The sequence below is a fragment of the Vibrio sp. L5-1 genome, from assembly GCF_021728315.1.
In the GTDB taxonomy this organism is placed as follows: Bacteria; Pseudomonadota; Gammaproteobacteria; order Enterobacterales; family Vibrionaceae; genus Vibrio; species Vibrio splendidus_K.
Genome location: NZ_JAKKCQ010000004.1, coordinates 5,343 through 31,102 on the forward strand (window position 1 = coordinate 5,343; position 25,760 = coordinate 31,102).

At 44.8% G+C, this 25,760-nt stretch carries 27 protein-coding genes and 5 tRNA genes; 8 read left to right on the forward strand and 24 right to left on the reverse strand.

Annotation, left to right across the window (positions count from 1 at the left end; genetic code table 11):
* Positions 1 to 37: 37 nt before the first annotated feature.
* The 8 genes from L3V35_RS16230 to mutY all read right to left on the reverse strand — a co-directional run bounded on the left by L3V35_RS16230 (position 38) and on the right by mutY (position 3,293).
* Positions 38 to 113 (reverse strand) — tRNA-Thr (locus L3V35_RS16230).
* A gap of 70 nt (positions 114 to 183) precedes the next feature.
* A tRNA-Asn gene (locus L3V35_RS16235) sits at positions 184 to 259 on the reverse strand.
* Between the two features lie 56 nt (positions 260 to 315).
* A tRNA-Phe gene (locus L3V35_RS16240) sits at positions 316 to 391 on the reverse strand.
* Between the two features lie 7 nt (positions 392 to 398).
* A tRNA-Thr gene (locus L3V35_RS16245) sits at positions 399 to 474 on the reverse strand.
* Between the two features lie 74 nt (positions 475 to 548).
* A tRNA-Phe gene (locus tag L3V35_RS16250) sits at positions 549 to 624 on the reverse strand.
* 103 nt (positions 625 to 727) lie between these two features.
* Positions 728 to 1,861: a membrane-bound lytic murein transglycosylase MltC gene (mltC, locus tag L3V35_RS16255; RefSeq protein WP_017084369.1), complete on the reverse strand. Its 1,134-nt coding sequence runs from the start codon at positions 1,859 to 1,861 to the stop codon at positions 728 to 730.
* A 69-nt stretch (positions 1,862 to 1,930) separates the two neighbouring features.
* Positions 1,931 to 2,203, reverse strand: coding sequence for an oxidative damage protection protein (locus L3V35_RS16260; RefSeq protein ID WP_004735465.1), 273 nt, complete (start codon positions 2,201 to 2,203; stop codon positions 1,931 to 1,933).
* Positions 2,204 to 2,231: 28 nt separating this feature from the next.
* Positions 2,232 to 3,293, reverse strand: a complete 1,062-nt coding sequence (gene mutY, locus L3V35_RS16265) for an A/G-specific adenine glycosylase (protein WP_237300291.1) — start codon at positions 3,291 to 3,293, stop codon at positions 2,232 to 2,234.
* Between the two features lie 165 nt (positions 3,294 to 3,458).
* Between mutY and trmB the strand changes: the two genes are divergently transcribed.
* Positions 3,459 to 4,178, forward strand: coding sequence for a tRNA (guanosine(46)-N7)-methyltransferase TrmB (gene trmB, locus L3V35_RS16270; protein WP_004735468.1), 720 nt, complete (start codon positions 3,459 to 3,461; stop codon positions 4,176 to 4,178).
* Between the two features lie 187 nt (positions 4,179 to 4,365).
* A complete protein-coding gene (gene glsB / locus L3V35_RS16275; protein WP_004735469.1) occupies positions 4,366 to 5,286 on the forward strand; it encodes a glutaminase B in 921 nt (306 codons plus the stop codon).
* A gap of 123 nt (positions 5,287 to 5,409) precedes the next feature.
* On the opposite strand, the gene hemW is transcribed toward glsB, so the two are convergent.
* From hemW to L3V35_RS16310, 7 genes are all read right to left on the reverse strand, one after another.
* Positions 5,410 to 6,597 (reverse strand): radical SAM family heme chaperone HemW, encoded by a 1,188-nt coding sequence (gene hemW / locus L3V35_RS16280; RefSeq protein ID WP_237300292.1) that lies wholly within the window; start codon positions 6,595 to 6,597, stop codon positions 5,410 to 5,412.
* On the reverse strand, positions 6,597 to 7,196 hold the full coding sequence (locus L3V35_RS16285; RefSeq protein WP_237300293.1) for an XTP/dITP diphosphatase: 600 nt from the start codon (positions 7,194 to 7,196) through the stop codon (positions 6,597 to 6,599). Before L3V35_RS16285 ends, hemW begins: the two co-directional genes overlap by 1 nt.
* A 48-nt stretch (positions 7,197 to 7,244) precedes the next feature.
* Entirely contained in the window at positions 7,245 to 7,676 is a 432-nt protein-coding gene (locus L3V35_RS16290; RefSeq protein ID WP_004735472.1) for a DUF4426 domain-containing protein, read from the reverse strand.
* Between the two features lie 28 nt (positions 7,677 to 7,704).
* On the reverse strand, positions 7,705 to 7,995 hold the full coding sequence (gene yggU, locus L3V35_RS16295) for a DUF167 family protein YggU (protein WP_009847703.1): 291 nt from the start codon (positions 7,993 to 7,995) through the stop codon (positions 7,705 to 7,707).
* 29 nt (positions 7,996 to 8,024) lie between these two features.
* Positions 8,025 to 8,582 (reverse strand): YggT family protein, encoded by a 558-nt coding sequence (locus L3V35_RS16300; RefSeq protein WP_004735475.1) that lies wholly within the window; start codon positions 8,580 to 8,582, stop codon positions 8,025 to 8,027.
* A 75-nt stretch (positions 8,583 to 8,657) separates the two neighbouring features.
* Positions 8,658 to 9,476, reverse strand: coding sequence for a pyrroline-5-carboxylate reductase (proC, locus tag L3V35_RS16305; RefSeq protein ID WP_237300294.1), 819 nt, complete (start codon positions 9,474 to 9,476; stop codon positions 8,658 to 8,660).
* An 84-nt stretch (positions 9,477 to 9,560) separates the two neighbouring features.
* A complete protein-coding gene (locus L3V35_RS16310) occupies positions 9,561 to 10,265 on the reverse strand; it encodes a YggS family pyridoxal phosphate-dependent enzyme (protein WP_017077775.1) in 705 nt (234 codons plus the stop codon).
* Positions 10,266 to 10,291: 26 nt separating this feature from the next.
* On the opposite strand from L3V35_RS16310, the gene L3V35_RS16315 reads away from it, so the two are divergent.
* Together L3V35_RS16315 and L3V35_RS16320 are read left to right on the forward strand one after the other, a co-directional pair.
* A complete protein-coding gene (locus L3V35_RS16315; protein ID WP_004735478.1) occupies positions 10,292 to 11,329 on the forward strand; it encodes a type IV pilus twitching motility protein PilT in 1,038 nt (345 codons plus the stop codon).
* A 14-nt stretch (positions 11,330 to 11,343) separates the two neighbouring features.
* Positions 11,344 to 12,453 (forward strand): PilT/PilU family type 4a pilus ATPase, encoded by a 1,110-nt coding sequence (locus L3V35_RS16320; protein ID WP_237300295.1) that lies wholly within the window; start codon positions 11,344 to 11,346, stop codon positions 12,451 to 12,453.
* 76 nt (positions 12,454 to 12,529) lie between these two features.
* Here L3V35_RS16320 and L3V35_RS16325 read toward each other — a convergent pair whose 3' ends face one another.
* The 9 genes from L3V35_RS16325 to metK all read right to left on the reverse strand — a co-directional run bounded on the left by L3V35_RS16325 (position 12,530) and on the right by metK (position 19,543).
* A complete protein-coding gene (locus L3V35_RS16325; RefSeq protein WP_237300296.1) occupies positions 12,530 to 12,700 on the reverse strand; it encodes a hypothetical protein in 171 nt (56 codons plus the stop codon).
* A 99-nt stretch (positions 12,701 to 12,799) separates the two neighbouring features.
* On the reverse strand, positions 12,800 to 13,222 hold the full coding sequence (gene ruvX, locus L3V35_RS16330) for a Holliday junction resolvase RuvX (RefSeq protein WP_237300297.1): 423 nt from the start codon (positions 13,220 to 13,222) through the stop codon (positions 12,800 to 12,802).
* Positions 13,223 to 13,282: 60 nt separating this feature from the next.
* Complete coding sequence (locus L3V35_RS16335) at positions 13,283 to 13,846, reverse strand: YqgE/AlgH family protein (RefSeq protein WP_054547449.1); 564 nt, start codon at positions 13,844 to 13,846, stop codon at positions 13,283 to 13,285.
* Positions 13,847 to 13,962: 116 nt separating this feature from the next.
* A complete protein-coding gene (gene gshB, locus L3V35_RS16340; RefSeq protein WP_004735482.1) occupies positions 13,963 to 14,913 on the reverse strand; it encodes a glutathione synthase in 951 nt (316 codons plus the stop codon).
* Between the two features lie 9 nt (positions 14,914 to 14,922).
* Positions 14,923 to 15,654: a 16S rRNA (uracil(1498)-N(3))-methyltransferase gene (gene rsmE / locus L3V35_RS16345; protein WP_237300298.1), complete on the reverse strand. Its 732-nt coding sequence runs from the start codon at positions 15,652 to 15,654 to the stop codon at positions 14,923 to 14,925.
* Between the two features lie 159 nt (positions 15,655 to 15,813).
* A complete protein-coding gene (locus L3V35_RS16350; RefSeq protein WP_054547452.1) occupies positions 15,814 to 16,545 on the reverse strand; it encodes an endonuclease in 732 nt (243 codons plus the stop codon).
* Between the two features lie 97 nt (positions 16,546 to 16,642).
* Complete coding sequence (locus tag L3V35_RS16355; protein WP_004735485.1) at positions 16,643 to 17,143, reverse strand: SprT family zinc-dependent metalloprotease; 501 nt, start codon at positions 17,141 to 17,143, stop codon at positions 16,643 to 16,645.
* A gap of 79 nt (positions 17,144 to 17,222) precedes the next feature.
* Entirely contained in the window at positions 17,223 to 18,020 is a 798-nt protein-coding gene (locus tag L3V35_RS16360) for a DUF2189 domain-containing protein (protein ID WP_054547453.1), read from the reverse strand.
* A gap of 368 nt (positions 18,021 to 18,388) precedes the next feature.
* Positions 18,389 to 19,543: a methionine adenosyltransferase gene (metK, locus tag L3V35_RS16365; RefSeq protein WP_004735487.1), complete on the reverse strand. Its 1,155-nt coding sequence runs from the start codon at positions 19,541 to 19,543 to the stop codon at positions 18,389 to 18,391.
* A gap of 377 nt (positions 19,544 to 19,920) precedes the next feature.
* Here metK and tkt point away from each other — a divergent pair, with 377 nt between their 5' ends.
* The 4 genes from tkt to fbaA all read left to right on the forward strand — a co-directional run bounded on the left by tkt (position 19,921) and on the right by fbaA (position 25,742).
* Positions 19,921 to 21,915 carry a transketolase gene (tkt, locus tag L3V35_RS16370; protein WP_237300299.1) on the forward strand — a complete coding sequence of 665 codons (1,995 nt, stop codon included), beginning with the start codon at positions 19,921 to 19,923 and terminating at the stop codon, positions 21,913 to 21,915.
* A gap of 215 nt (positions 21,916 to 22,130) precedes the next feature.
* The gene (epd, locus tag L3V35_RS16375; protein WP_032545991.1) at positions 22,131 to 23,180 is read left to right on the forward strand and encodes an erythrose-4-phosphate dehydrogenase; all 1,050 of its coding nucleotides are present in this window, start codon (positions 22,131 to 22,133) and stop codon (positions 23,178 to 23,180) included.
* A gap of 166 nt (positions 23,181 to 23,346) precedes the next feature.
* The gene (locus L3V35_RS16380; RefSeq protein ID WP_004735491.1) at positions 23,347 to 24,510 is read left to right on the forward strand and encodes a phosphoglycerate kinase; all 1,164 of its coding nucleotides are present in this window, start codon (positions 23,347 to 23,349) and stop codon (positions 24,508 to 24,510) included.
* 155 nt (positions 24,511 to 24,665) lie between these two features.
* On the forward strand, positions 24,666 to 25,742 hold the full coding sequence (gene fbaA / locus L3V35_RS16385; protein ID WP_004735492.1) for a class II fructose-bisphosphate aldolase: 1,077 nt from the start codon (positions 24,666 to 24,668) through the stop codon (positions 25,740 to 25,742).
* Positions 25,743 to 25,760: the final 18 nt, after the last annotated feature.

A 25,760-nucleotide genomic window follows, 5' to 3' on the forward strand; every position in this document is an offset into this window, starting at 1 on the left:
CCGCTGCTCTACCGACTGAGCTATCGAGGCAAAAGAATGGTGCCGACTACCGGAGTCGAACTGGTGACCTACTGATTACAAGTCAGTTGCTCTACCTACTGAGCTAAGTCGGCACACTAAATTCTTTGCTTTAGAGAGTTTACTCTCTAATTAAAACCTCACATAAAATGAAGTTCTTTAAAATGGCTCCCCTTGCAAGACTTGAACTTGCGACATACGGATTAACAGTCCGCCGTTCTACCAACTGAACTAAAGGGGAATTACTTGTCTCAACATCAGGTCTATAAAGACCATTATTTGTTAAGTACCAAATAATGGTGCCTCGAGGCGGAATCGAACCACCGACACGCGGATTTTCAATCCGCTGCTCTACCGACTGAGCTATCGAGGCAAAAGAATGGTGCCGACTACCGGAGTCGAACTGGTGACCTACTGATTACAAGTCAGTTGCTCTACCTACTGAGCTAAGTCGGCACACTAAATTCTTTATGCTTTTGTTCGTGTTGCTACTCCCTGTTAAAGAGTAATGACACCAACAAATCAAATTGTGGTGCCCGGAGGCGGAATCGAACCACCGACACGAGGATTTTCAATCCTCTGCTCTACCGACTGAGCTATCCGGGCAACGGAGCGCTATTAAACGGATTTTCTGCATAACCGTCAACACCTTTTTTGAAAATAATTAAAAAAAACGTTCGTTAGTTGTTTTTTTATTCAAAAGTGAGGCTTACGTTTTACCTTGGTTAAAATCTTTCTTGAATTTTGTTACTTTTTCTAAGTATCGACGCGACTCTTTGTTTGGGTGTTTCTTTGTCAGTGCCCAGTAAGCTTGACTAGGTTGCAATGAATTTAAGTCACGCATTGCTCGCTTTCGGTCTTTGCTGAAGGTATTTAGTACCCCACCAGTGCCACCGTTGTATGCTGAGATCATGCTGTACTCAAGCGTTGTTGGGTGCTGCACGTCCTTCAAATAACGATTTTTAAGGATGTAAAAGTACGCAGTGCCAGCATCAATGTTGTTTTCTGGATTGAATAAGTACTCAGGACTTGGTTCTCCAGGTTTCTTTTTGACAAGCTTAAAGACATCTCGACCTGCGGTTTTTGGGACTACCTGCATAAGACCATAAGCGTTCGCCCAACTCACAGCGTATGGGTTAAAACTACTCTCTGTTTTGATGATCGCGTAAATCAAGTCTTCAGGGATGTCATAACGTTGGGATGCGCGACGAACGATATCGGCGTACTTATAGCTTCTTTTGCTGGCGTGATCGGCCACCATTGGGATTTCGACGTAGTAAGCTTTTTTAAAGTCGACTTCCTTGGTTTTTAAGTTATTAGCGATCAAGTAATCGGCAAACTTGTTCGCGCGCCATGTCCATTGGATTGGCTTCTTATCTTGATCAACGACTTGGTTATAAAGGAAAGGTTGACCTTCTAACTTGATGCTTTTGGAAGAGAATAGATCGACATTCGCAGGATCATCTGGCGTCAAAAGTGTCGTCATTATTGCATTTTTGAGGTGCTTTTTAGGATCCGTTGAGGAGACGGTTTCAACTGTGATCAGGCCTTGGCTAAAGTTTACTTCTGAACGACTCAGGTAATTATCTATGTATTTCACATAGTTACTCTTACCTGCCATCTTTACTTCACTGCTGCCCCAACGTTTTTGGATATTGCCAGAAAAGCTATTAATTAAAGAATCTAACGCCCCAGTGTCTTTTTCAAATTGACCGGGTAGCTCCGCTAAATTACTGACAAATCGGTTGGTTGGTTCGTAATTAACATCATAAATGCTTTCGACAAATTCACGACTGCAGCCAGTTAACAACATGGCTGTTAGGAAGTAACTTAGCTTTTTCATAGTTCCTCATACAAAAATGACATCGCAGCGTTAACCATGATGTCATTAAAATTTGCTTAAATAAATGTCTTATTCGCTTGGTGGAGTGTAGCCATCAATAACGACATCTTTACCTTCGAAAAGGAAGTTAACCATCTCAGTTTCAAGAAGTTTACGATGTTCAGGATCCATCATATTTAGCTTCTTCTCATTGATAAGCATGGTTTGCTTGCTTTGCCATTGTCCCCAAGCTTCTTTAGAGATGTTGTCAAAGATACGCTTACCTAAGTCACCTGGGTAAAGTTGAAAATCTAGGCCTTCAGCATCTTTTTGAAGGCGAGCACAAAATACAGTGCGGCTCATAGTGGTTCCTCTTATCGCGTTCGTTGATTCAAACGTCGTCGTTCAGTTCAAAGGGTAGGCTCTCAATAAGCTGCTTTACAGGAGCGGCTAGGCCAATTTCTTCCGGTTTTGATAAGTTATACCAGAGACCTTTAGTCCCTTCCATTATCAAATCTGGTTGTTTATCTAATTTTACTAATACAGGTGTGATATCTAAGTGGTAGTGGCTGAAAGTATGTCGAAACGCAATCATGGTCTTGATCGAATCGGTTTCGTTGTCTTTGATCGAACGAAGATCTAATTGATGTTCGATCTCTGCGTTTTCATTTTGAGGGAAACAGAACAGTCCTCCCCAGATACCAGACTGAGGGCGTTGTTCGAGCCATACTTGATTATCGTGGTACAGAATCACAAACCATGTTTCTTTTATTGGCTTTTCTTTCTTAGGCTTTTTGCCAGGGAAATCGAGCTGTCTATCGAGTTTCTTAGCTTCGCATATGCTTTCAATCGGGCACAACGTACATTTGGGCTTGCTACGAGTACAAACCATCGCACCCATATCCATCATGGCTTGATTGTACTTATCAACATCTTGATTGGGAGTGTGTGTTTCTGCGTGTTCCCAAAGCTGGTTCTCGACTTTCTTTTGCCCCGGCCAACCTTCTACTGCAAAGCTTCTCGCCAAGGTGCGCTTGACGTTGCCATCAAGAATCGCATGAGGGAGTTTATGCACAGAGGACAGCACTGCAGCGGCAGTAGAGCGTCCAATACCCGGTAGCGCGTTCATTTCTTCGATAGAAAGCGGAAATTCACCACCGTATTGCTCGGCAACAATCTTGGCAGCCTTGTGCAAGTTACGAGCTCGCGCGTAATAGCCAAGCCCTGTCCATAAGTGCAGCACCTCATCTTGTTCGGCGTTCGCTAGGTCAATAACCGTTGGAAAGCGTTCTAAGAAGCGCTGGTAGTATGGAATCACCGTGGCGACTTGAGTCTGCTGAAGCATGATTTCAGATAGCCAAACGGTGTAGGCGGTTTTGTTTTGTTGCCAAGGTAATTCTTTACGCCCAAAGGCGTCATACCACTTTAATATGGCGGTTGCGAAAGGAGTCACGACATGCTCTATGCTTTGCTATTATTAGGAGTGAAATTGCACCACACTTACGGTTGGATGTAAAACAGACAAATTGTGTGGGAATTTATCCACGGAAAGACTTGCACCGGAGGCAATTCTTTGGATAATCCCCGCTTTGATTAATCAATGTGCAGGCAAAAATCAATGAGTGAAGTGACCACTAACGAATATACTGAAGACGGCAAACTGGTTCGTAAGATCCGTAGTTTTGTTCGCCGCGAAGGCCGCTTAACAAAAGGCCAAGAAAACGCGATGAACGAATGTTGGCCAACAATGGGTATCGACTACAACCCAGAACTTCTTAATTGGAAAGAAGTGTTTGGCAACGACAACCCTGTTGTACTAGAAATTGGCTTCGGTATGGGTGCATCACTGGTTGAAATGGCAAAGAATGCGCCTGAGAAAAACTTCTTAGGTATTGAAGTTCACAGCCCAGGTGTTGGTGCGTGTTTAGGTACAGCTCGCGATGCTGGCGTAACTAACCTGCGTGTAATGTGTCACGATGCAGTAGAAGTATTTGAACACATGATCCCAGACAGCAGCCTGCATACACTGCAACTGTTCTTCCCTGACCCATGGCATAAAGCTCGTCACCACAAACGTCGTATCGTTAAGGCTGAGTTTGCAGAGATGGTTCGCGGCAAGCTTCAACTTGATACTGGTATTTTCCACATGGCAACAGACTGGGAAAACTACGCAGAACATATGATTGAAGTGATGAACGTAGCTCCAGGTTTCGAGAATATCGCTGAAGATGGTGATTACATTCCTCGTCCAGACGAGCGTCCACTAACTAAGTTTGAAGCGCGTGGCCACCGTTTAGGTCATGGTGTTTGGGACATTAAGTTTAAGCGTACTAAGTAATTCTGAATCAAATTAAGTGAAGGTGAATCCGACTTAGGATTAAACCCTACACTTTATGGGATTGATTAAAGCCAACATTATTGTAATGTTGGCTTTTTTGCCCTTAGGCTTTTATTGCGATAAAGGTTTAAGGACAGAAAGTAATGTCACACCCCCTACAAAAATAACAATAAAGAAGTAAGCAAACATGAAACCAACTCAAGCTATTTTGGCCGAGATTTTAGATGAAGTTCGCCCTTTAATTGGTCAGGGAAAGGTCGCTGATTATATTCCTGCATTGGCTCGTGTATCTAATCAGAAACTGGCGATTGCGGTATACACCAATGAAGGTGAAGTTATTCAAGCTGGCGATGCCGATGAAGCCTTTTCTGTGCAATCAATCTCTAAAGCTTTAAGTCTGACGTTGGCGATGGTGTTGTATAAGCCTGAAGAGATTTGGCAACGCGTAGGCAAAGAGCCTTCCGGCCAAGCCTTTAACTCGATGATTCAGCTTGAGATGGAGCACGGCATCCCTCGTAACCCGTTTATTAATGCTGGCGCTATTATCGTTGCTGACTTATTGCAAAGCCGTCTATCTGCACCTAGACACCGTTTATTGGAGTTTGTGCGTCAGCTATCGGGCGATACTCATATTGTGTATGACAAGGTTGTGGCGGCTTCTGAGATGATGCACAGCGATCGCAACGCTGCCATCGCGTATTTGATGCGTTCATTTGGTAACTTTGAGAACGATGTTATCCCCGTACTCAACAATTACTTCCATGCTTGTGCGCTTAAAATGACGTGTGTTGATTTGGCAAAAACCTTTAGCTACTTGGCAAACAAAGGTGTGTCGGTTCAGACCAAGAAAGAGATCATCACGCCAGTTCAAACCAAACAGCTGAATGCTTTGCTTGCGACATGTGGTTTGTACGATGGGGCGGGAGAGTTTGCTTATCGTGTTGGTATGCCCGGAAAATCTGGTGTCGGTGGCGGGATTATTGCGATTGTTCCTGGCGAAATGACGATCGCGGTGTGGTCTCCGGAACTGGATGCGTCGGGTAATTCACTGGCGGGCACTCAGGCTTTAGAATTGCTCTCTGAGCGCATTGGTCGTTCTATTTTTTAGAAGAAAGATGCGAGATGCGAGCACGGACTTCGTCCTATAGAGCGCTTCGCTTCGAGAAAGGTTCTTACAATAAAAAGGGTGACCCTAAAGCCAACCCTTATGCAATACTTCTCGAATCTCGCTCTATTCGTCTTCTTCTGCCATAAAGGCTTCAAGCAGATCATTTAGGAACAGCTTTCCTTTTTCAGTGATCTGCCAATGGCTGTCGGTTTCATTAAGATAACCGAGCTCTTTGGCCCACTCTATCGTTGGCTGAATCGAATCAAACTCTAACCCAGTCGTATCAATGAAGTCTTGTTTTGGACACGCTTCCATTAGCCTGAAGCGGTTCATGAAGAACTCGAAAGGGCGGTCCTCATTAGGTACTTCAAGTTCATCCGACAAATAGGGTTTCACCAGATTCTGATACGCGGCTAGGTAGCCTCTAGGGTGTTTAACCTTAGTGGTGCGAACAATACGTCCATCTGCAAAGCTTAGCTTGCCATGAGAGCCACAGCCGATACCTAGGTAGTCACCAAAGCACCAGTAGTTGAGATTATGCTGACACTGATATCCCGGCTTGCTGTAGCCTGAAATTTCGTATTGTACATAACCTGCGTCTGCGAGCTTCTTATGGCCTAAGTCGAAGATATCCCAAAGGTCATCATCGTCAGGTAGCTTTGGCGTTTTGTAATAGAACATGGTGTTAGGTTCTATTGTTAGCTGATACCAAGACAAATGTGGAGGATTGAGCTCGATCGCTTTGTCCAAATCAGCCAAAGCCTGATCAATGCTTTGATCGGGCAAGCCGTGCATTAGATCTAGGTTGAAGCTATTCAATCCAATCTTATGCGCTAAATGAGCCGCATTCACTGCTTCATCTTGACCATGAATACGGCCAAGCCTTTCCAGTTTCTCTTGCTCAAAACTTTGTACGCCTACTGAGATTCGTGTGATGCCTGCCTTTTGGTAACCTGCGAAACGTTCAGCCTCTATGGTGCCTGGGTTGGCTTCCATGGTGATTTCTATTTCAGGTTTGAACGGGATGCGTTGTTCAATACCTTGTAGTAATCGACCTATTCCTTCTGGAGAAAATAGACTCGGCGTGCCGCCACCAATAAAGATCGAATGCAATGGGCGAGGTGCGCCATTGAGTTGGTATTTTTCGATATCGGTATCGAGATCCTCAAGCAGTGCATCGATGTACTCTTTTTCAGGAATCTCGGCTTTGAGAGCGTGAGAGTTAAAATCACAATACGGACACTTTTGTACACACCATGGGATGTGGACATAAAGGCTAAGTGCGGGTGGTATAAGCGCTGCATTGTGCATTACAGAGCTTGCTCCTTGAGAGTCTTAAATAATGACGTGAGGGCTTTACCACGGTGTGACAGTTGCTTCTTACGTGATGATTCAAGCTCTGCTGAGGCGCAGTTATCTTCTGGTACAAAGAACACAGGATCGTAGCCAAAGCCATTATCACCGTGTTCTTCAGTCAGAATACGACCTTCCCATTTACCGTGACACACCAATGGTGTTGGATCGTTTTCGTGACGCATTAGCACCAACACACAGTGGAAACGGGCGGTACGCTTTTCAGTAGCCACACCTTGCATGGCATCTAACAGCTTTTCGATGTTCTGCTTATCACTCGCCCCTTCACTAGAGTAACGCGCTGAGTAGATACCGGGTGCACCATTAAGGTAATCAACTTCTAAGCCAGAATCGTCAGCAATGGCTGGTAGCCCCGTTGCTTTCGCAGCGTGGCGAGCTTTGATGATGGCATTTTCAATGAAAGTTGTTCCCGTTTCAGCGACTTCTGAAACGTTAAACTCACTTTGCGCGACAACGTCGAAACCAAACTCAGACAGAATATCTGCCATCTCGCGAACTTTGCCTTGGTTGCCTGTTGCTAAAACAATCTTACTCATGGGGATGTGGCTCTAATAAGTTAATGACTAGAAAAGTGAGCTTTGAAGCTACTCTTCTATATAGAATTTTTGTGTGAAACGTAGTGGACCTGTGCCTTTCAAACCTGCGTTAACATCAATATTAAAAGTGATGTTTTCTTCGTGAGTGATAGGGAACTCTGCAAGGTAATAAATCGCATCGCCTTCCTTTATTTCACGGAAGTTAAGCGTGCGAGTGTTACCTACTAGGTTTCGTGCGGTTCCCGTAATTTTAGCCGTTGTTGCAGGCTTGCCTAGGGAAGCGTTGTCTAGCACGCTGATATTTAGAATCGCTGAGTATCCGTTTCGTTTCAGCTTATATTGCTTAGCAACCTGCGCAGTTAAAAACGTGGAATTGAAAGCCGAGTAATGAACCTCGACATCCTTGATACTTTTAAACTGTCCTGCCGAGCTTGGTAGGGCAATCAGAGCGGTGAGTAGTGCTGTTATCCATAGACGCATAATGACTCCAATAAATAGCAAAAAGCCATCATAGGATGGCTTTGACTTCAGTTGGGATCTGGCTTGGTGAGCATATTCGAACTTGTTTATGCCGACCGAGCTCTCCCTTTTCTATCTTAATTTGCCCTTTAGCGACCTTAAATTGTTTCGCAAGGTATTTCGCTAAGTGAGCATTTGCTTTGCCATCAACCGGTGGTGCAGTAATGGCAATTTTCAGTTCCTCTCCGTGCAAGCCGACAATCTTGTCTCGGCTTGCTTTGGGTTGGATATAGAGCCTAAGAAGAATATCGTCTTCTTCGGCCCAAACTGCTTTTGGCATCGTCAAAGTACCTGATGTTCGTACTTAAATTATAGCTGATACCAAATAGGACCGATCATGTCGCCCATTAGGAAGTTCGCAAATTGTAGAACAATGAACAGAACAAGCACACTTAGGTCGAAGCCACCCATATCAGGAAGGATACGGCGAATCGGCGTTAGCATTGGTTCTGTTAACTGGTGGAATACGTATTCGATTGGGCTACGGCCTTGGCTAACCCAGCTCAGGATTGCACGGATTAGCAGAACCCAGAAAATTAACCCACCAGCCGCTTTTAGCAGAGATAGTGCGCCAAAGATCAGGAAGCTGATATCAAATACAGCCGCACCGCCAGAGATAATCAAGTTTAGAGCGACGAACTTAAGTACACACAGCACATAAGCGAAAACAACTGTCGCCAGGTCAAGGCTGCCTATTGATGGAATCACTCGGCGTAGTGGGGCAACAACCGGTTGTGTCGCTTTTACGATAAATTGTGAGAATGGGTTGTAGAAATCTGCACGTGATGCTTGTAGCCAGATACGCAAGATCACAACCATGATGTAAAGATCAAAAACGGTCGAGATCAGAAAGCTCATCGAATTCATATTGTTTCCTTTTTCGGATTTACTTGCCGCTAGGTATAACCCGAACGGCACAATGCTTTTGTACTGTAACGAGTATTAAAACAGTTTTTCCATCTCTTCAGCTCGAGCAACCGCCGCTTGCATGGCTTTCGCTACGATGTCTGATAGTTGATGGTCGTTAAACGTGCGCAATGCTTCTGCGGTCGTTCCGCCTTTTGAAGTCACTTGCTCACGCAGTGTTGATAATTCAGTATTTGGATTTGCTACTACCATCTCTGCCGCGCCTAATGCAGATTGCTGCACTAATTTACGAGCGGTTTCTTGGTCAAAACCTTGGTTAATTGCTTCAGCTTGCATCGCTTCCATAAACAGGAAGAAGTAAGCCGGAGCACTCCCCGCCGCCGCAATGATGTTGTTGATGCCAGACTCTTGTTCAACCCAGCTTACCTCACCTACGGCTTGCATTAGCTGAGAAGCGAACTCTTTATCGCCCTGACTAACCGTTGAGTCAGCATAAAGGCCACTCATCCCTTTACCAAGCAGTGATGGCGTGTTTGGCATAACACGTACAAGGTTCAGTTGGCAGTTTAACATCTCATTGAGTCGATTCGCATTAATACCCGCTGCAATTGAGATAACCAGTTTGTTGCTAAAGTCGATGCTTTGTAAGGGTTTGCATACATCCGCCATCATTTGTGGCTTCACTGATAGCACCACAACGTCTGCTTGTTCTGTTGCGGCCAGATTATCGCTGGTGGTATTGATGCCGTACTCTTGCTCTAACGGCAGCCTTCTGGTGTCTGAAGGTGCTGTTGCAGTAATCTTTTGCGCTGGGTAACCACTCGCTACTAAGCCCGCTACAATCGAGCGAACCATGTTTCCCGCCCCAATAAAGGCGATGTTCTTATGTTCCATATATAAAATCCTGAGCGTGTCGCTGCGCAGTTAAAGCGAAGCGATATCAATACTTATCATCGACTTTTGGTCGCTAACTATTTGCTATTTCGCGTAATCACGAGCACCGAAAATAGCCGTTCCAATACGAACCATTGTGCTACCAGCCTCAACTGCTGCATCCATATCACCACTCATACCCATCGAAAGGGTATCGATGTTTGGATACTTCGCGGCTAGCTTGTCTTTAAGCTCTGCCAGTTGAGAAAATGCATTAAGCTGAGATTGATAGTCAGATACGTTTGCAGGAATCGACATCAATCCTCTTAACGTGAGGTTAGGAAGCGACGAAATCAACTCCGCGAGTGCAAAAACTGTTTCTTCTGACGTTCCAGACTTGGATTCTTCACCACTGGTGTTTACCTGAATCAAAACTTGCAAAGGTGGAAGTTCGCTTGGTCGTTGATCACTAAGTCTTTGTGCGATCTTATCGCGTTCAACAGAATGCACCCATTGGAAGCTTTCTGCGATTGGGCGGGTTTTATTGGATTGAATTGGGCCAATAAAATGCCACTCTAAATTTAGGTTAGAATGTTGTTCTGAAAAGTGTTTTACTTTATCAACACCTTCTTGAACATAGTTTTCACCAAAGGCAACTTGGCCTCCGAGTGCGGCTTCTAGAATCGCATCAATAGGTTTAGTTTTGCTGACGGCTAAAAGTTGCACGGACTCTGGAGCTCGTCCGCACTTTTGCTCAGCACTACGTATCTGTGAGGTGATTTGTTCGATATTTTGTTGAATACTACTCATAGCTGACTTTACTTAAGGGAAAATAAATGGATATCACTGAGTTACTAGATTTTAGTGTAAAGCATAACGCGTCAGATCTACATCTTTCTGCGGGTGTATCTCCAATGGTACGTATAGATGGTGAAGTAAGGAAGCTTGGAATACCAGCTTTGAGTCATGCCGATGTGCATCGTTTGGTTTTTGAGATCATGAGTGATTCACAACGTGGTGAGTTCGAAGAAAAACTGGAAGTCGACTTCTCTTTTGAATTACCCAATGTTGGTCGTTTCCGTGTTAATGCTTTTAACCAATCTCGTGGCTGCTCTGCTGTGTTTCGTACCATTCCAGTAGAGATTCCCACCCTTGAACAGCTAGGGGCTCCTGAGATATTTGAAAGAATATCTAATTACGAAAAAGGTCTAGTATTGGTCACTGGACCCACTGGTTCAGGTAAGTCGACAACTTTGGCTGCGATGGTGGACTATGTTAACCGTAACCATAATAAGCATATATTGACGATTGAAGATCCGATCGAATTTGTTCATACCAACAACAAATGCCTAATCAACCAACGAGAAGTGCACCGCGACACTCACAGCTTCAAAGCGGCGTTGCGTAGTGCGTTACGTGAAGATCCAGACGTAATCCTTGTTGGTGAGCTTCGTGACCAAGAGACGATCAGCTTAGCGTTAACCGCTGCAGAAACAGGTCACTTAGTTTTTGGTACCTTGCATACTAGCTCTGCTGCAAAAACCATAGATCGTATTATCGATGTATTCCCGGGTAGCGACAAAGATATGGTGCGTTCAATGCTGTCTGAATCGTTACGTTCAGTGATTGCTCAGAAGCTGTTAAAGCGTGTAGGTGGTGGTCGTGTGGCTTGTCATGAAATCATGATGGCGACACCTGCGATTAGAAACTTGATCCGCGAAGACAAGGTCGCGCAGATGTATTCGATAATTCAAACGGGCGCGGCACATGGTATGCAGACCATGGAGCAAAATGCGAAGCAGTTGATGGCTCAAGGCCTGGTTGATTCAGAAGAGGTCGAGAAAAAGATCGAAATTGAAACCTCAATGTTTTAATCAAGGTGAACAAAATGGAATTGAATCAAATCCTTGAGGGGATGCTTTCTCAAAAGGCTTCGGATCTTTATATCACTGTCGATGCTCCAATCCTGTTTCGTGTGGATGGTGAACTTCGCCCTCAAGGAGATAAGCTGAATTCGGCTCAGGTCGCACAGTTGCTTGACGCGATGATGGATCAAGACCGACGTGATGAATATCAGCAAACGCGTGAGGCTAATTTTGCCATCGTGCGTGATTTTGGCCGTTTTCGTGTTAGCGCATTCTTTCAACGAGAGCTACCAGGAGCGGTCATTCGTCGTATCGAGACTAACATCCCAACCTTTGAGCAATTAAAGCTTCCTGATGTACTGCAAGACCTGTCAATTGCAAAGCGTGGGCTTGTGCTGGTGGTTGGGGCGACGGGCTCTGGTAAATCAACCTCGATGGCTGCGATGACGGGTTATCGCAATACCAATCGTTCAGGGCATATTTTGACGGTTGAAGACCCGATTGAATTTGTTCACGAACATAAAAAGTGCATCGTGACTCAACGTGAGGTTGGGCTCGACACCGAGAGTTATGAAGTTGCGCTTAAGAACTCTTTGCGTCAAGCACCTGATATGATCTTGATTGGCGAAATCCGTAGCAGTGAAACCATGGAATACGCGATGACCTTTGCTGAAACGGGTCATTTGTGTATGGCAACCTTGCACGCCAATAACGCTAACCAAGCGTTAGAACGTATTCTCCACTTGGTGCCTAAAGAGCAGAAAGAACAGTTCTTGTTTGATCTGTCGATGAACCTACGTGGTGTGGTCGCTCAGCAATTAATCCGAGATAAGAATGGCAGCGGTCGTCATGGTGTGTTTGAGATTCTACTCAACAGCCCACGAGTGTCTGACTTGATTCGCCGTGGTGAGTTACATGAGCTAAAAGCAACGATGGCGAAATCGAAAGAGATTGGGATGCAGACCTTTGACCAAGCTTTGTATGATTTGGTGCTTGCAGGCAAGATTAGCGAAGAAGATGCGTTCCACAGTGCAGATTCAGCCAATGACTTGCGCTTGATGTTGAAAACAAGACGTGGCGATGATGACTACGGGACTGGCGCTTTGTCTGGTGTGCAGATAGATATGGGGTAGATCAGACTCGAGTTTGAATAAAAAAGCCAGAGCCCGCTTAAGCAGAGCTCTGGCATTGCATTGTTTAATACTTTTCTTAATTGTTACTCAAAGAGCCGTGATTTCTTCGGCTGTCGTCGTAATATATGTTGTCGCTGTTGAAGCTAGAATTAGTTTTACCATCATTCATGTAACTAGCGCTACTTGAGCCAGTAGAACTGCATGCTGAAATGGTTAGAGCGGCGAAGATTACTAGAAAAATTTTCATGTGAACTCCCACGTTCTTATTTTTGAATTGCATCGACATTACGATGTGAAATTCGAGTGGGATCACAAGTTAGCTTACATTTTGCTCACTTATTTTTCGTTATGAATATTGTGCTTCAAACCAGCTCTCTAAAATGACGACTGCAGACTGGTTATCGACATTACCTTTGCTTAGCGCTTTATAGCCACCCATTTCAAAAAGGTCGGCCCTTGCTTCTGTCGTAGAAAGTCTTTCATCATGCAGTTCAACCTCCACACCAAAGCGTCCTTTAAGACGGTTAGCGAACTTCTTCGCTCTGGGTGTAATGGCTGCTAGATCTTTACCATGAAGGTCGGTAGGAAGGCCAACCACAATAAGATTTGGCTGCCATTCCTTAATTTGCTTCTCGATATCGTCCCAGTTTGGGATGCCATCTTTGGCTTTAAAGGCTTTTAAAGGGCTTGCTGTACCTGTGATTTCTTGTCCTATCGCACTGCCGATACTTTTTGTACCGTAGTCAAATGCCATAATTGTTCGTGACATGGGGCTTCCAAATTAATCTGTGTTTGAGAGTGTCTGTTTATTCTATTGAGCTGAGTCGGGCTAGGCGTGGCCAGCGTCCGCTGAAAGCTGAGCCGCATTGATGCCTAACATTTGAACGGCGACTTTCCAGCGATCCGAAATTGGCGTGTCGAAGATAACCTTTGGATCGGCCTCAACGGTTAGCCATGAGTTTTCAGTCAGCTCGGTTTCCAGTTGTCCTGGTTCCCATCCTGCATAACCAAGTGCGACCAGATAATGCATAGGTTCATCTTCTGTACCTAACACCATCAGAATATCTTTCGAGGTTGTTACCGAGATTTGATCCGTCATGTTGATGCTGGATTGATAACTGCCTTTGGGTTTGTGCAAAATAAACCCACGGTCTTCTGCGACTGGCCCACCATTAAGTACTGGCTTATCAAGGCTTGCTTGGTTGGGTTTTGGCTGTTCAGAATCAACCTCAACTTGCTTAAGCATGCTGCCGACAGTGACATCGATAGGAGCGTTGATCATCAAACCCATCGCACCTTCGTCATTGTGCTCACAAAGATAGATCACCGAATTCTGAAAGTATGGGTCTTTCATTCCGGGCATAGCGACCAGAAAGTGGTTCGTTAAATTCATAGAGCCTCCTGCCAGTGTGTTCCCAGTAAAGGAAAAAGAGCGGCGTAAAGCCGCTCATTGTTCTTTGCCTAGATATTTTTGTGTTTTCGAATAGCTAAGGCTTTCTTTAGTTTAGGCTATTTAGCGTTAACGCGACGTTCGATTGCATCCATTAATTTACCCGTTACCGAAATATCAAAAGCAGCTTCAATTTCACGGATACAAGTAGGGCTTGTCACGTTGATTTCAGTCAGCTTGTCGCCGATAACATCAAGTCCTACAAAGATTAAGCCTTTCTCTTTTAGTGCAGGTGCAACCGCTCTTGCGATAGCCCAGTCTGTTTCACTCAGCGGGCGAGCTTCACCTGTACCGCCAGCAGCAAGGTTACCTCGAGTTTCCCCTTTTGCAGGAATACGCGCTAGACAGTAAGGCATTGGTTCACCGTCAACCACAAGAATACGCTTATCACCATTGCTGATGTCTGGAACAAAGGTTTGTGCCATTGCGTAGTTTTGACCATGGTTAGTCAATGTCTCAATGATCACTGATACGTTTGGATCGCCTTCTTTTACTCGGAAGATAGACGCGCCGCCCATGCCATCAAGTGGTTTTAGGATCACGTCACCGTGCTCTTCTCGGAACGCTTTAATCTTTTCAGCTTTACGAGTCACGATGGTGGTTGGTGTCAGTTCAGGGAACCAAGCCGTGAATAGCTTCTCGTTACAGTCACGTAAGCTTTGTGGCTTGTTAACGATCAGTGCACCGTTCTCTTCAGCACGCTCAAGAATGTAAGTTGCGTAGATGTACTCAGTATCAAACGGAGGATCTTTACGCATCAGTACCGCATCTAAATCGGATAGCGCGATAGTCTGTTCTGATTTGAACTCGTACCAACCGTTTGGATCTTCTTTTAGTTCAACAACCTTAGTGTCAGCAATGGCTACGCCTTGATCTAAATGTAGATCATCCATTTCCATGTAATGGATTTCGTAACCACGACGCTGAGCTTCAAGCATCATGGCAAAGCTAGAGTCTTTTTTGATGTTAATGGATGAAATTGGATCCATTACGATGCCAAGTTTGATCATTTTTTTCTCCTAGCCTAGATCGCCAAAACGGACTTGTAAGGCAGTAATTGCGGTTAGAGCTGCTGTCTCGGTACGAAGTACACGTGGGCCGAGTAGCGTCTCTTCAAATTTGTATTGTTCTGTCATGCCGATCTCTTCAGCTGACAAACCACCTTCAGGACCGATCAATAGGCGCACCTTACTGATGGGTTCTGGAAGGGTGTTAATTGAGTATTTTGCACGAGGATGCAGGTTTAGCTTTAACGCTTCACTTGGTTCGCTGCACCACTCTTCAAGTTGCATGATTGGGCGAATAACCGGAACCGTATTACGGCCAGACTGTTCACATGCTGCGATAGCAATCTTTTGCCACTGCGCGAGCTTTTTCTCGAAGCGTTTAATATCAAGCTTAACGCCACAGCGCTCTGAAATCAGCGGGGTAATGGTATTCACACCAAGCTCAACCGATTTCTGAATCGTGAATTCCATTTTGTCGCCACGTGAAATCACTTGGCCTAAATGTAAGTCTAACGGAGATTCGCTGCTACGCTCGATACGTTCAGTAACATTAACTGTGACGTTCTTTTTTGATACTTCAGCAATTGTCGCTGGGAATTCAGCGCCACTGCCATCAAATAGAAGAACATCTTGACCTTCTTTCATACGAAGGACTCGACCAACATGACCCGCGGCATCTTCGCCTAAAGCGAGTGAACCTAACTGATGAATGCATTCTGGGTGATGGATACGAGGGATTCTCATGCTGGTAAACCTATAAATAGTGTCATTTGGGTATTTTGTCTCTGCCTAACATGGATGCTTTTAGTTGAAAAAACAAGGGTAGAACAAGAGTTTCAGGGGCAATTCTGAAACTCTTGTTTGAGATGGAGGCAATTGGAGATGTTGGTTGCCTGAGTCGTGTTATTTACAAGCAGGGAAAACAAATGGGTTGTGATTCCCCTGGATGGCATAGATTCGCTCATCACGGGTACATTCCCACTTATCGACAGGGAATTGCTTGTTCCACGCCATCATCAGGTTAGTCTGCTGCTTAGATAGCTTGAAACCATACTCTTGGCTCATATAAAGATAAGTACGCGCGATAGAACCTTTTGCTCTGTCGGGTGGCATCACTTTACGTTGTTTGAAGTTGACCTGCATTTCACACTGACCATAGCTCACGCCATCCATTCCATTCCACTGACTGAAATTGTAATTGGAGCGATCACCGTTAACCTCACCAATTGCCGGAGTTAGATTATGAAGGTCGGCTTCCATCGATTTAAATATTTTGTCATTGCGAGTGCAGTTCTTACGTCCGCCATCTTGCCAGCACTGACGCTGGTGGCCAAATTGCCAAGCTGGAACTACGTGTTCCCACTCAATGCGGGAAGCGCGCTTTTGCTGTTTTCTCACTTGATAACCACAGCCGTCGAGGTCGGGGATACCTTTCTTTTTGTCTTTCCAAGTAATGTCACAACCACAATAAAATGAAGTCGGATGATCGAGATAAATCTTCACTGCTTCTTTTTTAGCTTTAGAGAATGAGCTTGGTGGAGCGGCGAAAACGCTTTGAGTTACCAGTAGGCCAAATACTATTGATAAGTAGAAAGGCACCGATAGGCCAAATGCTTTTTGAGTGGTTTTTTGCATGGAAAAAGACTGATGAAAGTATGATAAACAACAGTCTAGCACTCAAATGTTAGTTCTCTCTATTACATTTATTCGCGTTACCTTGTGAGATTAAGATTTAGCTCAATTGAAGGCCGGTAAAAGCTAAGGTTTGCTGACATTGTTGGCAACGATACGTTGATTGGTTACGGATGACTTTGTTGTGTCTTCTAATCGACAGGGGATAAGTAGTGCAATCACAGCGGTACTCAAAGGTTTTTCCCTGAACTGAGGTGATCTCCAAGCTGTGGGTGGTTCTGGCCGGTACATTGAATACCTTTTCCATCACGTATTTCCACTCATTCCCGTGGGGCCTAACTCGTCCGAAGACCTGATGTGTGATCAGATGTGCGAGTTCATGAGGCACGACTTCGCTAATAAAGGCGTCTTCATTTTCGCTGAATAGTACTTGGTTGAGTTTTATCTCGTTTAACTGGAGGTAGGCTTTTCCCGCTGCCTTTCCTCTTAACTTGTAAGTGACGGTTGGGCATGGAAATTCACGAGAAAAGTGTTGATTAGCAATAGCTAGGCATTCGCCCAGTTTCTTATTTACTCGATGTTGTTGCGGGGTGTAAGACAAGCGTTGTTAACTCCAAAAAAAAGCCTCAGCGTTTAAGCTAAGGCCTCATCATAACATTGCTCATCGATCGTGAAACGATTTAAGCGTGATGTTTCTTTTTGATGACTTCGTGGTAAGCATGCCATGTTCCGTAACCAAGTAATGGCATCGTTACAATCATACCGACACCGTAGGTCGCGAAGCCGACTAAGATACCTGTACCAATGATACCAGCCCAAACGACCATCGCAGGGATGTTTGATTTAACAGCGTTGAAGCTAGTAAAAATGGCACTCATTACATCTACACGTCTTTCCATCATTAATGGAATCGAAAATGCTGAGATGCTAAATATCAGGCTAGCGATAACCAACCCAATCACTGAACCCGTAATCAGGAATGGTGCAAACTCGCTTAATGGTGCTCCTTGTACGGAAGGGTAGAGCGCATGCAATAACGCAGCAATCCGCATCCAAAAGATCATTGCAACCATTAACACAATCGCAAAGGCCCATTGGTGGGTGGAGTTGCGAGTAATTGCTTTCATTGAGTGGAACAAACTTGGGGAATGTCCTTTCTCTCTTTCCCAGCTTGCGTCATATAGGCCTAGAGCAAGAAAGGGTCCTATCAACATATAGACTATCAAGCTTGGCATGACGACTAGGTGTGTTCCTTGCCATTGGACTAGTTGCACGATGGCGATGGCCGCAGCCATGAAACACAATCCGTAAAATGCGCTGATTATTGGCATTTTCACTAAGTCATGCAGTGCAAGCGATAACCAGTGGAATGGGGCGGATATGCTTACTTGGTTACAAGGAATGGTGCGAGCGTAATCCTGATCGCTGACCTTGTGTTTCTTATCGTTTAGTTCGGATGGGTGCACGGTACGAGGCATAGATCCCCCTAGTTAAATAACGTCCTAGTTATAATTCCACAAGGCTCTGAAGTATCTCTTACGAGAGCGTTATGGTGTTGAGCTAAACTGCTCTTTGTCATCCCAGTTATTGTTCTTGCGTACATTTAACGAGCGTTATCAGACTGAATTAATTTGAGTTAAATGTGAGCTTGATCGCCTAGGAGTTACCTTAACTATTGTCAGTAGTGCTAGAAAACACAAATTATCAGCGGATTTTTATACTAAGTGGTTAACGGTAAAGAAGACTTGGACAGGGTGTTCTAGCGGGGGAAGGTTTGGTAAGTACATAAAAATAAAGCCCTTACTAAGAAGTAAGGGCTTTAAAGAAACAAATCGCAGTGGCTAAATTATTTTAGGCCAGCGAAGTCCGCAAGGATTGCTGCTTTGTCCGTCGCTTCCCAAGGGAACTCTTCGCGACCGAAGTGACCGTATGCAGCCGTCTTTTTGTAGATAGGCTGAAGAAGGTTCAGCATCTCTTGAAGACCGTATGGACGTAGGTCGAAGTTTTGACGAACTGCTTCAATGATGATTTCGTGAGCTACTTTCTCAGTACCAAACGTTTCAACCATGATAGATGTTGGATCCGCAACACCGATAGCGTAAGACAGTTGAATCTCACAACGGTCAGCCATGCCAGCAGCAACGATGTTTTTCGCAACGTAACGCGCTGCGTAAGCTGCAGAACGGTCAACTTTTGATGGATCTTTACCAGAGAATGCACCGCCACCGTGACGAGCTGCGCCGCCGTAGGTATCAACGATGATCTTACGACCTGTTAGACCACAGTCACCCATTGGGCCACCGATTACGAAACGGCCGGTTGGGTTGATGAAAAAGTTAGTGTCTTTATTGATCCACTCAGCAGGAAGTACTGGCTTGATGATCTCTTCCATTACCGCTTCACGTAGGTCAGGTGTTGTTACTGAATCACAGTGTTGAGTTGAAAGAACAACTGCGTCGATACCAACAATCTTACCTTGGTCGTATTGGAACGTAACTTGAGATTTCGCATCTGGACGAAGGAAGTCAAGCTTGCCGCTCTTACGTACTTCAGCTTGCTTCTTAACAAGAAGGTGAGAGTAAGTAATTGGAGCTGGCATTAGGATTGGTGTTTCGTTAGTCGCGTAACCAAACATGATACCTTGGTCGCCTGCGCCTTGATCTTTAGGATCGGCTTTATCAACACCTTGGTTGATGTCTGGAGACTGCTTACCAATTGTGTTTAGTACAGCACAAGAGTCTGCGTCAAAGCCCATATCAGAATGAACGTAACCAATTTCACGAACTGTTTCACGAGTGATTTCTTCGATATCAACCCATGCAGACGTTGTTACTTCACCGCCAACCATAACCATGCCGGTTTTAACGTAAGTCTCACAAGCAACACGTGCTTTTGGATCTTGTTCCAAGATGGCATCAAGAACAGCATCAGAGATTTGGTCTGCAATTTTATCTGGATGGCCTTCTGAAACAGATTCAGAAGTGAATAGGTGCTTAGCCATGAGAGCTCCACTTTTAGTTTAGTTTTTAGTTGCAAATAGTTAAATGCAAATAATTTTAGGCGTCGCAAGCTAGGAAGCGCCGCCATTAAATACAGTATATTTTGTAGGTGTTTCTACATCTAGACGGCTATTCTAAATTCCAGCGGTCGAATTACAAGCTCTTTTTTATGATATGTCATAACTAATCGTTTGCGTATCGGTCGAGATAACACATTGCTAAGTGATGTAAATGTTCGAAAATTGCGAAAAGTGACCGTTAAAATGCCAGTAAAACGTTTGCAGTCGCTAAAGTCGTTTGAGAGAATACCCGCGCTAATAAAAATGAAAACTTTAGCATCAATCTATTTTTTAAATCGCTTATGTACTCAGGAGCAGACATGCCTTCTCGTAAAGATCTAGCCAATGCAATTCGCGCACTTAGCATGGATGGCGTTCAACAAGCAAATTCAGGCCACCCTGGCGCACCTATGGGTATGGCTGACATCGCTGAAGTTCTTTGGCGTGGTCACTTGAACCACAACCCAGCAAACCCAGAGTGGGCTGACCGCGACCGTTTTATTCTGTCTAACGGGCATGGTTCAATGTTGATTTACTCTCTGCTTCATCTTGCAGGTTACGAGCTTTCAATTGAAGACCTTAAGAACTTCCGTCAACTGCACTCTAAGACTCCTGGTCACCCAGAGTACGGTTACGCTCCTGGTATCGAAACAACGACTGGTCCTCTAGGTCAAGGCATCACTAACGCTGTTGGTATGGCGATGGCTGAGAAAGCATTGGCTGCACAGTTCAACAAAGAAGGCCACGACATCGTCGATCACTTCACTTATGCATTCATGGGTGATGGTTGTCTGATGGAAGGTATCTCTCACGAAGCATGTTCTTTAGCAGGTACGCTAGGTCTTGGTAAGCTGGTTGCTTTCTGGGATGACAACGGCATCTCTATCGATGGCGAAGTTGAAGGTTGGTTCTCTGACGATACACCTAAGCGTTTTGAAGCTTACGGCTGGCACGTAATCCCGGCCGTTGACGGTCACGACTCTGATGCTATCAACGCGGCTATCGAAGCAGCTAAAGCGGATCCTCGTCCAACGCTTATCTGTACTAAAACTATTATCGGTTTTGGTTCTCCAAACAAAGCGGGTACGCACGACTGTCACGGTGCTCCACTAGGCGCTGATGAAATCACAGCAACTAAAGCGGCACTTGGTTGGGAACACGGTCCTTTCGAAATTCCAGCTGATATCGCAGCTGAGTGGAATGCGAAAGAAGCGGGCGCAGCGAAAGAAGCGGCTTGGAATGCTAAGTTTGACGCATACGCAGCGGCTCACCCAGAGCTAGCAGCAGAATTTAAACGTCGTACTAACGGCGAGCTTCCAGCTGAATGGGAAGAGAAAGCAAACGCAATCATTGCTGACCTTCAAGCTAACCCAGCAAACATCGCATCACGTAAAGCATCTCAAAATGCGCTAGAAGCGTTCGGCGCTATGCTACCTGAATTCATGGGCGGCTCTGCTGACCTTGCGCCTTCTAACCTGACTATGTGGTCTGGTTCTAAGTCTCTTGAAGCGAACGATTTCTCAGGTAACTACATCCACTACGGTGTACGTGAATTCGGTATGACGGCTATCATGAACGGTATCGCTCTGCACGGTGGTTTCGTACCATACGGTGCAACGTTCTTAATGTTCATGGAATACGCGCGTAACGCAATGCGTATGGCGGCTCTGATGAAAATTCAGAACATTCAAGTTTACACGCACGATTCTATCGGCCTAGGCGAAGATGGTCCTACTCACCAACCGGTTGAGCAGATCGCATCTCTACGTCTGACTCCAAACATGAGCACATGGCGCCCATGTGACCAAGTTGAGTCTGCTGTTGCTTGGAAACTGGCAATCGAGCGTAAAGATGGTCCTTCTGCACTTATCTTCTCTCGTCAAAACCTTGCACAACAAGATCGTGACGCTGAGCAAGTAGCTAACATCGCTAAGGGTGGTTACATCCTGAAAGATTGTGCTGGTAAGCCAGAGCTAATCATCATTGCTACAGGTTCTGAAGTTGAGCTTGCTGTTGAAGCAGCAGCGCAACTAACAGCTGAAGGTAAAGCAGTACGCGTAGTCTCTATGCCTGCAACTGACGCGTTTGATAAGCAAGACGCTGAATACCGTGAATCTGTACTTCCATCTAACGTAACAGCACGTATCGCTGTAGAAGCTGGCATCGCTGACTTCTGGTACAAGTACGTTGGTTTCGGTGGCAAGATCATCGGTATGACAACGTTCGGCGAATCTGCACCCGCGGGTGAGCTATTCAAGATGTTCGGTTTCACTACTGAAAATGTAGTAAACACAGCGAAAGAGCTTCTTGCTTAATCATTGACTGATGGCCTTGTGCTAACAGTTAAATGAAGGAAAAAACCGAGCGCTGAGCTCGGTTTTTTTGTATCTGGGGTTTGTTATCACTTAGACTAAGGCTTACAAGCAACAGATCAATCTGTCATAAGTAAGCTGAGTTATTCAAGTAATGCCTTTTAGGTAGGATTCAGTTATCATCTGTTGCACGAAATTTTGGTTAGATGTACGGAACTATGCTAAAAGTCGCGATAAATGGATTTGGACGAATAGGGCGCAATGTATTGCGCGCTGTCTATGAAAGTGGCAAAAGCCAACAAATCAAAGTAGTAGCGGTCAATGAGCTTGCTCAGCCTGACGCTATGGCTCACCTATTGCAGTACGACACCAGTCACGGCCGCTTCGGCAAGAAAATCTCAAACGATCAAGAGCACATCTATGTTCATCATGGCATTGGTGCTGAAGATAAAGGAGAGTTTGATACCATTCGTATCTTACACTTGGCTGATATTGAACTGCTGCCTTGGCGTGACCTTGAAGTCGATATTGTTCTCGATTGTACCGGTGTTTACGGTTGCCGAGATGACGGCTTAGCACACATCGCTGCTGGAGCGAAAAAGGTGCTGTTCTCGCATCCTGGTGCTAATGACCTTGATAACACCATTATCTATGGTGTGAATCACGAGACTATCGAAGCCGATCATCGAATCGTTTCCAATGGTTCATGTACCACCAATTGTATTGTCCCTATCATCAAGGTGCTTGATGATGCCTTTGGTATTGAGTCCGGTACGATTACGACCATTCACTCTTCTATGAATGACCAGCAAGTGATCGATGCGTACCACAGCGACCTTCGTCGAACTCGAGCAGCAAGCCAATCAATCATTCCTGTCGATACCAAATTGCATAAAGGTATTGAAAGAATCTTCCCGAAATTTTCTAACAAATTTGAAGCGATATCTGTGCGTGTGCCAACGGTAAACGTCACTGCGATGGATTTAAGTGTCACAATTAATGCAAATGTGAAAGTTAATGACGTAAATCAAACCATTGTTAATGCATCCCAGTGTACATTACACAATATAGTTGACTATACTGAAGCGCCGCTCGTTTCCATCGACTTTAATCACGATCCCCATAGCGCAATTGTTGATGGTTCACAAACTCGAGTGAGCAACGGCCACTTAGTAAAAATGCTTGTGTGGTGTGACAATGAATGGGGCTTTGCGAACCGGATGCTGGATACGGTTCTTGCAATGCAAGCTTCTGAAGGCAAGAAGTAAGACCTAGAAGCAAATGTGTGGATTATTTATTTTTTAGCTTGAAATAAATGCTAAGTGTCCACATATTATGAGTAGTTAAAGAATTACCAGTTGAATAATTTATAGGCTTAGCAGGGTTGCTGAGTTTCCAAAACTTTATTTTTATTTAAATTTGAGAGGACAAATCATGTCTGTGATCAAGATGACTGACCTAGAACTTGCAGGTAAACGCGTATTCATCCGTGCTGACCTAAACGTACCAGTAAAAGACGGTAAAGTAACTTCAGATGCACGTATCCTTGCATCTCTACCAACTATCAAACTTTGCCTAGAAGCTGGCGCAAAAGTTATGGTTACTTCTCACCTTGGTCGTCCTACTGAAGGCGAATACAACGAAGAGTTCTCTCTAGCTCCTGTAGTTAACTACCTAAACGACGCACTAGACTGCGACGTTAAACTAGCGAAAGATTACGTAAATGGTCTTGAGCTAAACGCTGGTGAACTAACTGTTCTTGAAAACGTTCGCTTTAACAAAGGCGAGAAGAAGAACGAAGAAGCACTTTCTAAGCAATACGCTGCACTATGTGACATCTTCGTGATGGACGCATTCGGTACAGCTCACCGTGCTCAAGCTTCTACACACGGCGTTGGTACTTACGCTCCTGTAGCATGTGCTGGCCCTCTTCTAGCTGCTGAGCTTGAAGCTCTTGGTAAAGCAATGGACAACCCAGCTCGCCCACTAGTGGCTATCGTTGGTGGTTCTAAAGTTTCTACTAAACTAACCGTTCTAGAATCTCTTTCTAAAATCGCTGACCAACTTGTTGTTGGTGGTGGTATCGCGAACACGTTCATCGCTGCTGAAGGCCACAACGTAGGTAAGTCTCTATACGAAGCTGACCTAGTTGAAACGGCTAAGAAGCTAATGAAAGAGTGTGCTATCCCAGTAGCGACTGACGTTGCATGTGCTAAAGCATTCGACGAAAACGCAGAAGCTGAAATTAAGCACGTTTCTGAAGTTCAAGACGACGACATGATCTTCGACCTTGGCCCAGATTCAACTGCAGCTCTAGCTGAAATCATCGGCAACGCAAAAACGATTCTTTGGAACGGCCCTGTAGGCGTATTCGAATTCAAAAACTTCGAAGCGGGTACTGCTGGTATTTCTAAAGCAATCGCGGACTCTGAAGGTTTCTCTGTAGCAGGCGGTGGTGACACGCTAGCGGCTATCGACAAGTTCGGTATCAAAGCAGATGTTTCTTACATCTCTACTGGCGGCGGCGCTTTCCTTGAGTTTGTTGAAGGTAAAGTACTTCCTGCAGTAGCAATGCTTGAAGAGCGCGCTAAAGCGTAATTGATTTAGAAAGGCGAGATGTGAATCTCGCCTTTTAACGTTTGCTGCATATCACACTTTTTTGCTAGAATGGCATAAGTTGTGAGCAAACGATTGCAAATTTTTAAACTTAAGTTTTTTAATCTTAAAACGATAGAATAAATAGGACTATTTCCATGTCTAAGATCTTCGATTTTGTAAAACCTGGTGTGATTTCTGGCGATGACGTACAGAAAGTATTTGAAGTAGCAAAAGCAAACAAATTTGCTCTTCCTGCAGTAAACGTAATCAACACTGATACTATCAACGCTGTTCTTGAAGCTGCTGCTAAAGCAAAAGCTCCAGTTGTTGTTCAGTTCTCTAACGGCGGTGCTGGTTTCTTCGCTGGTAAAGGCGTTAAACTTGAAGGTCAAGGCGCACAAATTCTTGGCGCTGTAGCTGGTGCAAAATACGTTCACGCAGTAGCAGAATCTTACGGTGTTCCAGTTATTCTTCATACTGACCACGCTGCTAAGAAACTTCTTCCATGGATCGACGGTCTACTAGACGCTGGTGAAGAGTTCTTCGCACAAACTGGTAAGCCACTATTCTCTTCTCACATGCTAGACCTTTCTGAAGAGTCTCTAGAAGAGAACATCGAAACATGTGCAGCTTACCTAGCTCGCATGGCTAAACTAAACATGACAATCGAGATCGAACTTGGTTGTACTGGTGGTGAAGAAGACGGCGTTGATAACTCTGATATGGACGCATCTGAGCTTTACACTTCTCCTGAAGATGTTGCATACGCATACGAGAAACTAAACGCAGTTAGCCCACGTTTCACTATCGCAGCTTCTTTCGGTAACGTACACGGTGTTTACCAAGCTGGTAACGTTGTACTTACTCCAACTATCCTGCGTGACTCTCAAGCATACTGTGCTGAGAAGTTTGGCATTGCAGCTGACGCTCTTAACTTCGTATTCCACGGTGGTTCTGGTTCTTCTGAAGCAGAAATCCAAGAGTCTATCGGTTACGGCGTTATCAAAATGAACATCGATACTGATACTCAGTGGGCTTCATGGGATGGCGTTCGTACTTACGAAGCTGAGAACCGTGATTTCCTACAAGGTCAAATCGGTAACCCAACTGGCGAAGCTGCTCCAAACAAGAAGTTCTACGATCCACGCGTATGGCTACGTGCTGGTCAGTCTTCAATGGTTACTCGTCTTGAGAAAGCATTCGCTGACCTTAACGCTGTAGACGTACTATAATTCTTTGAATTAAGTACT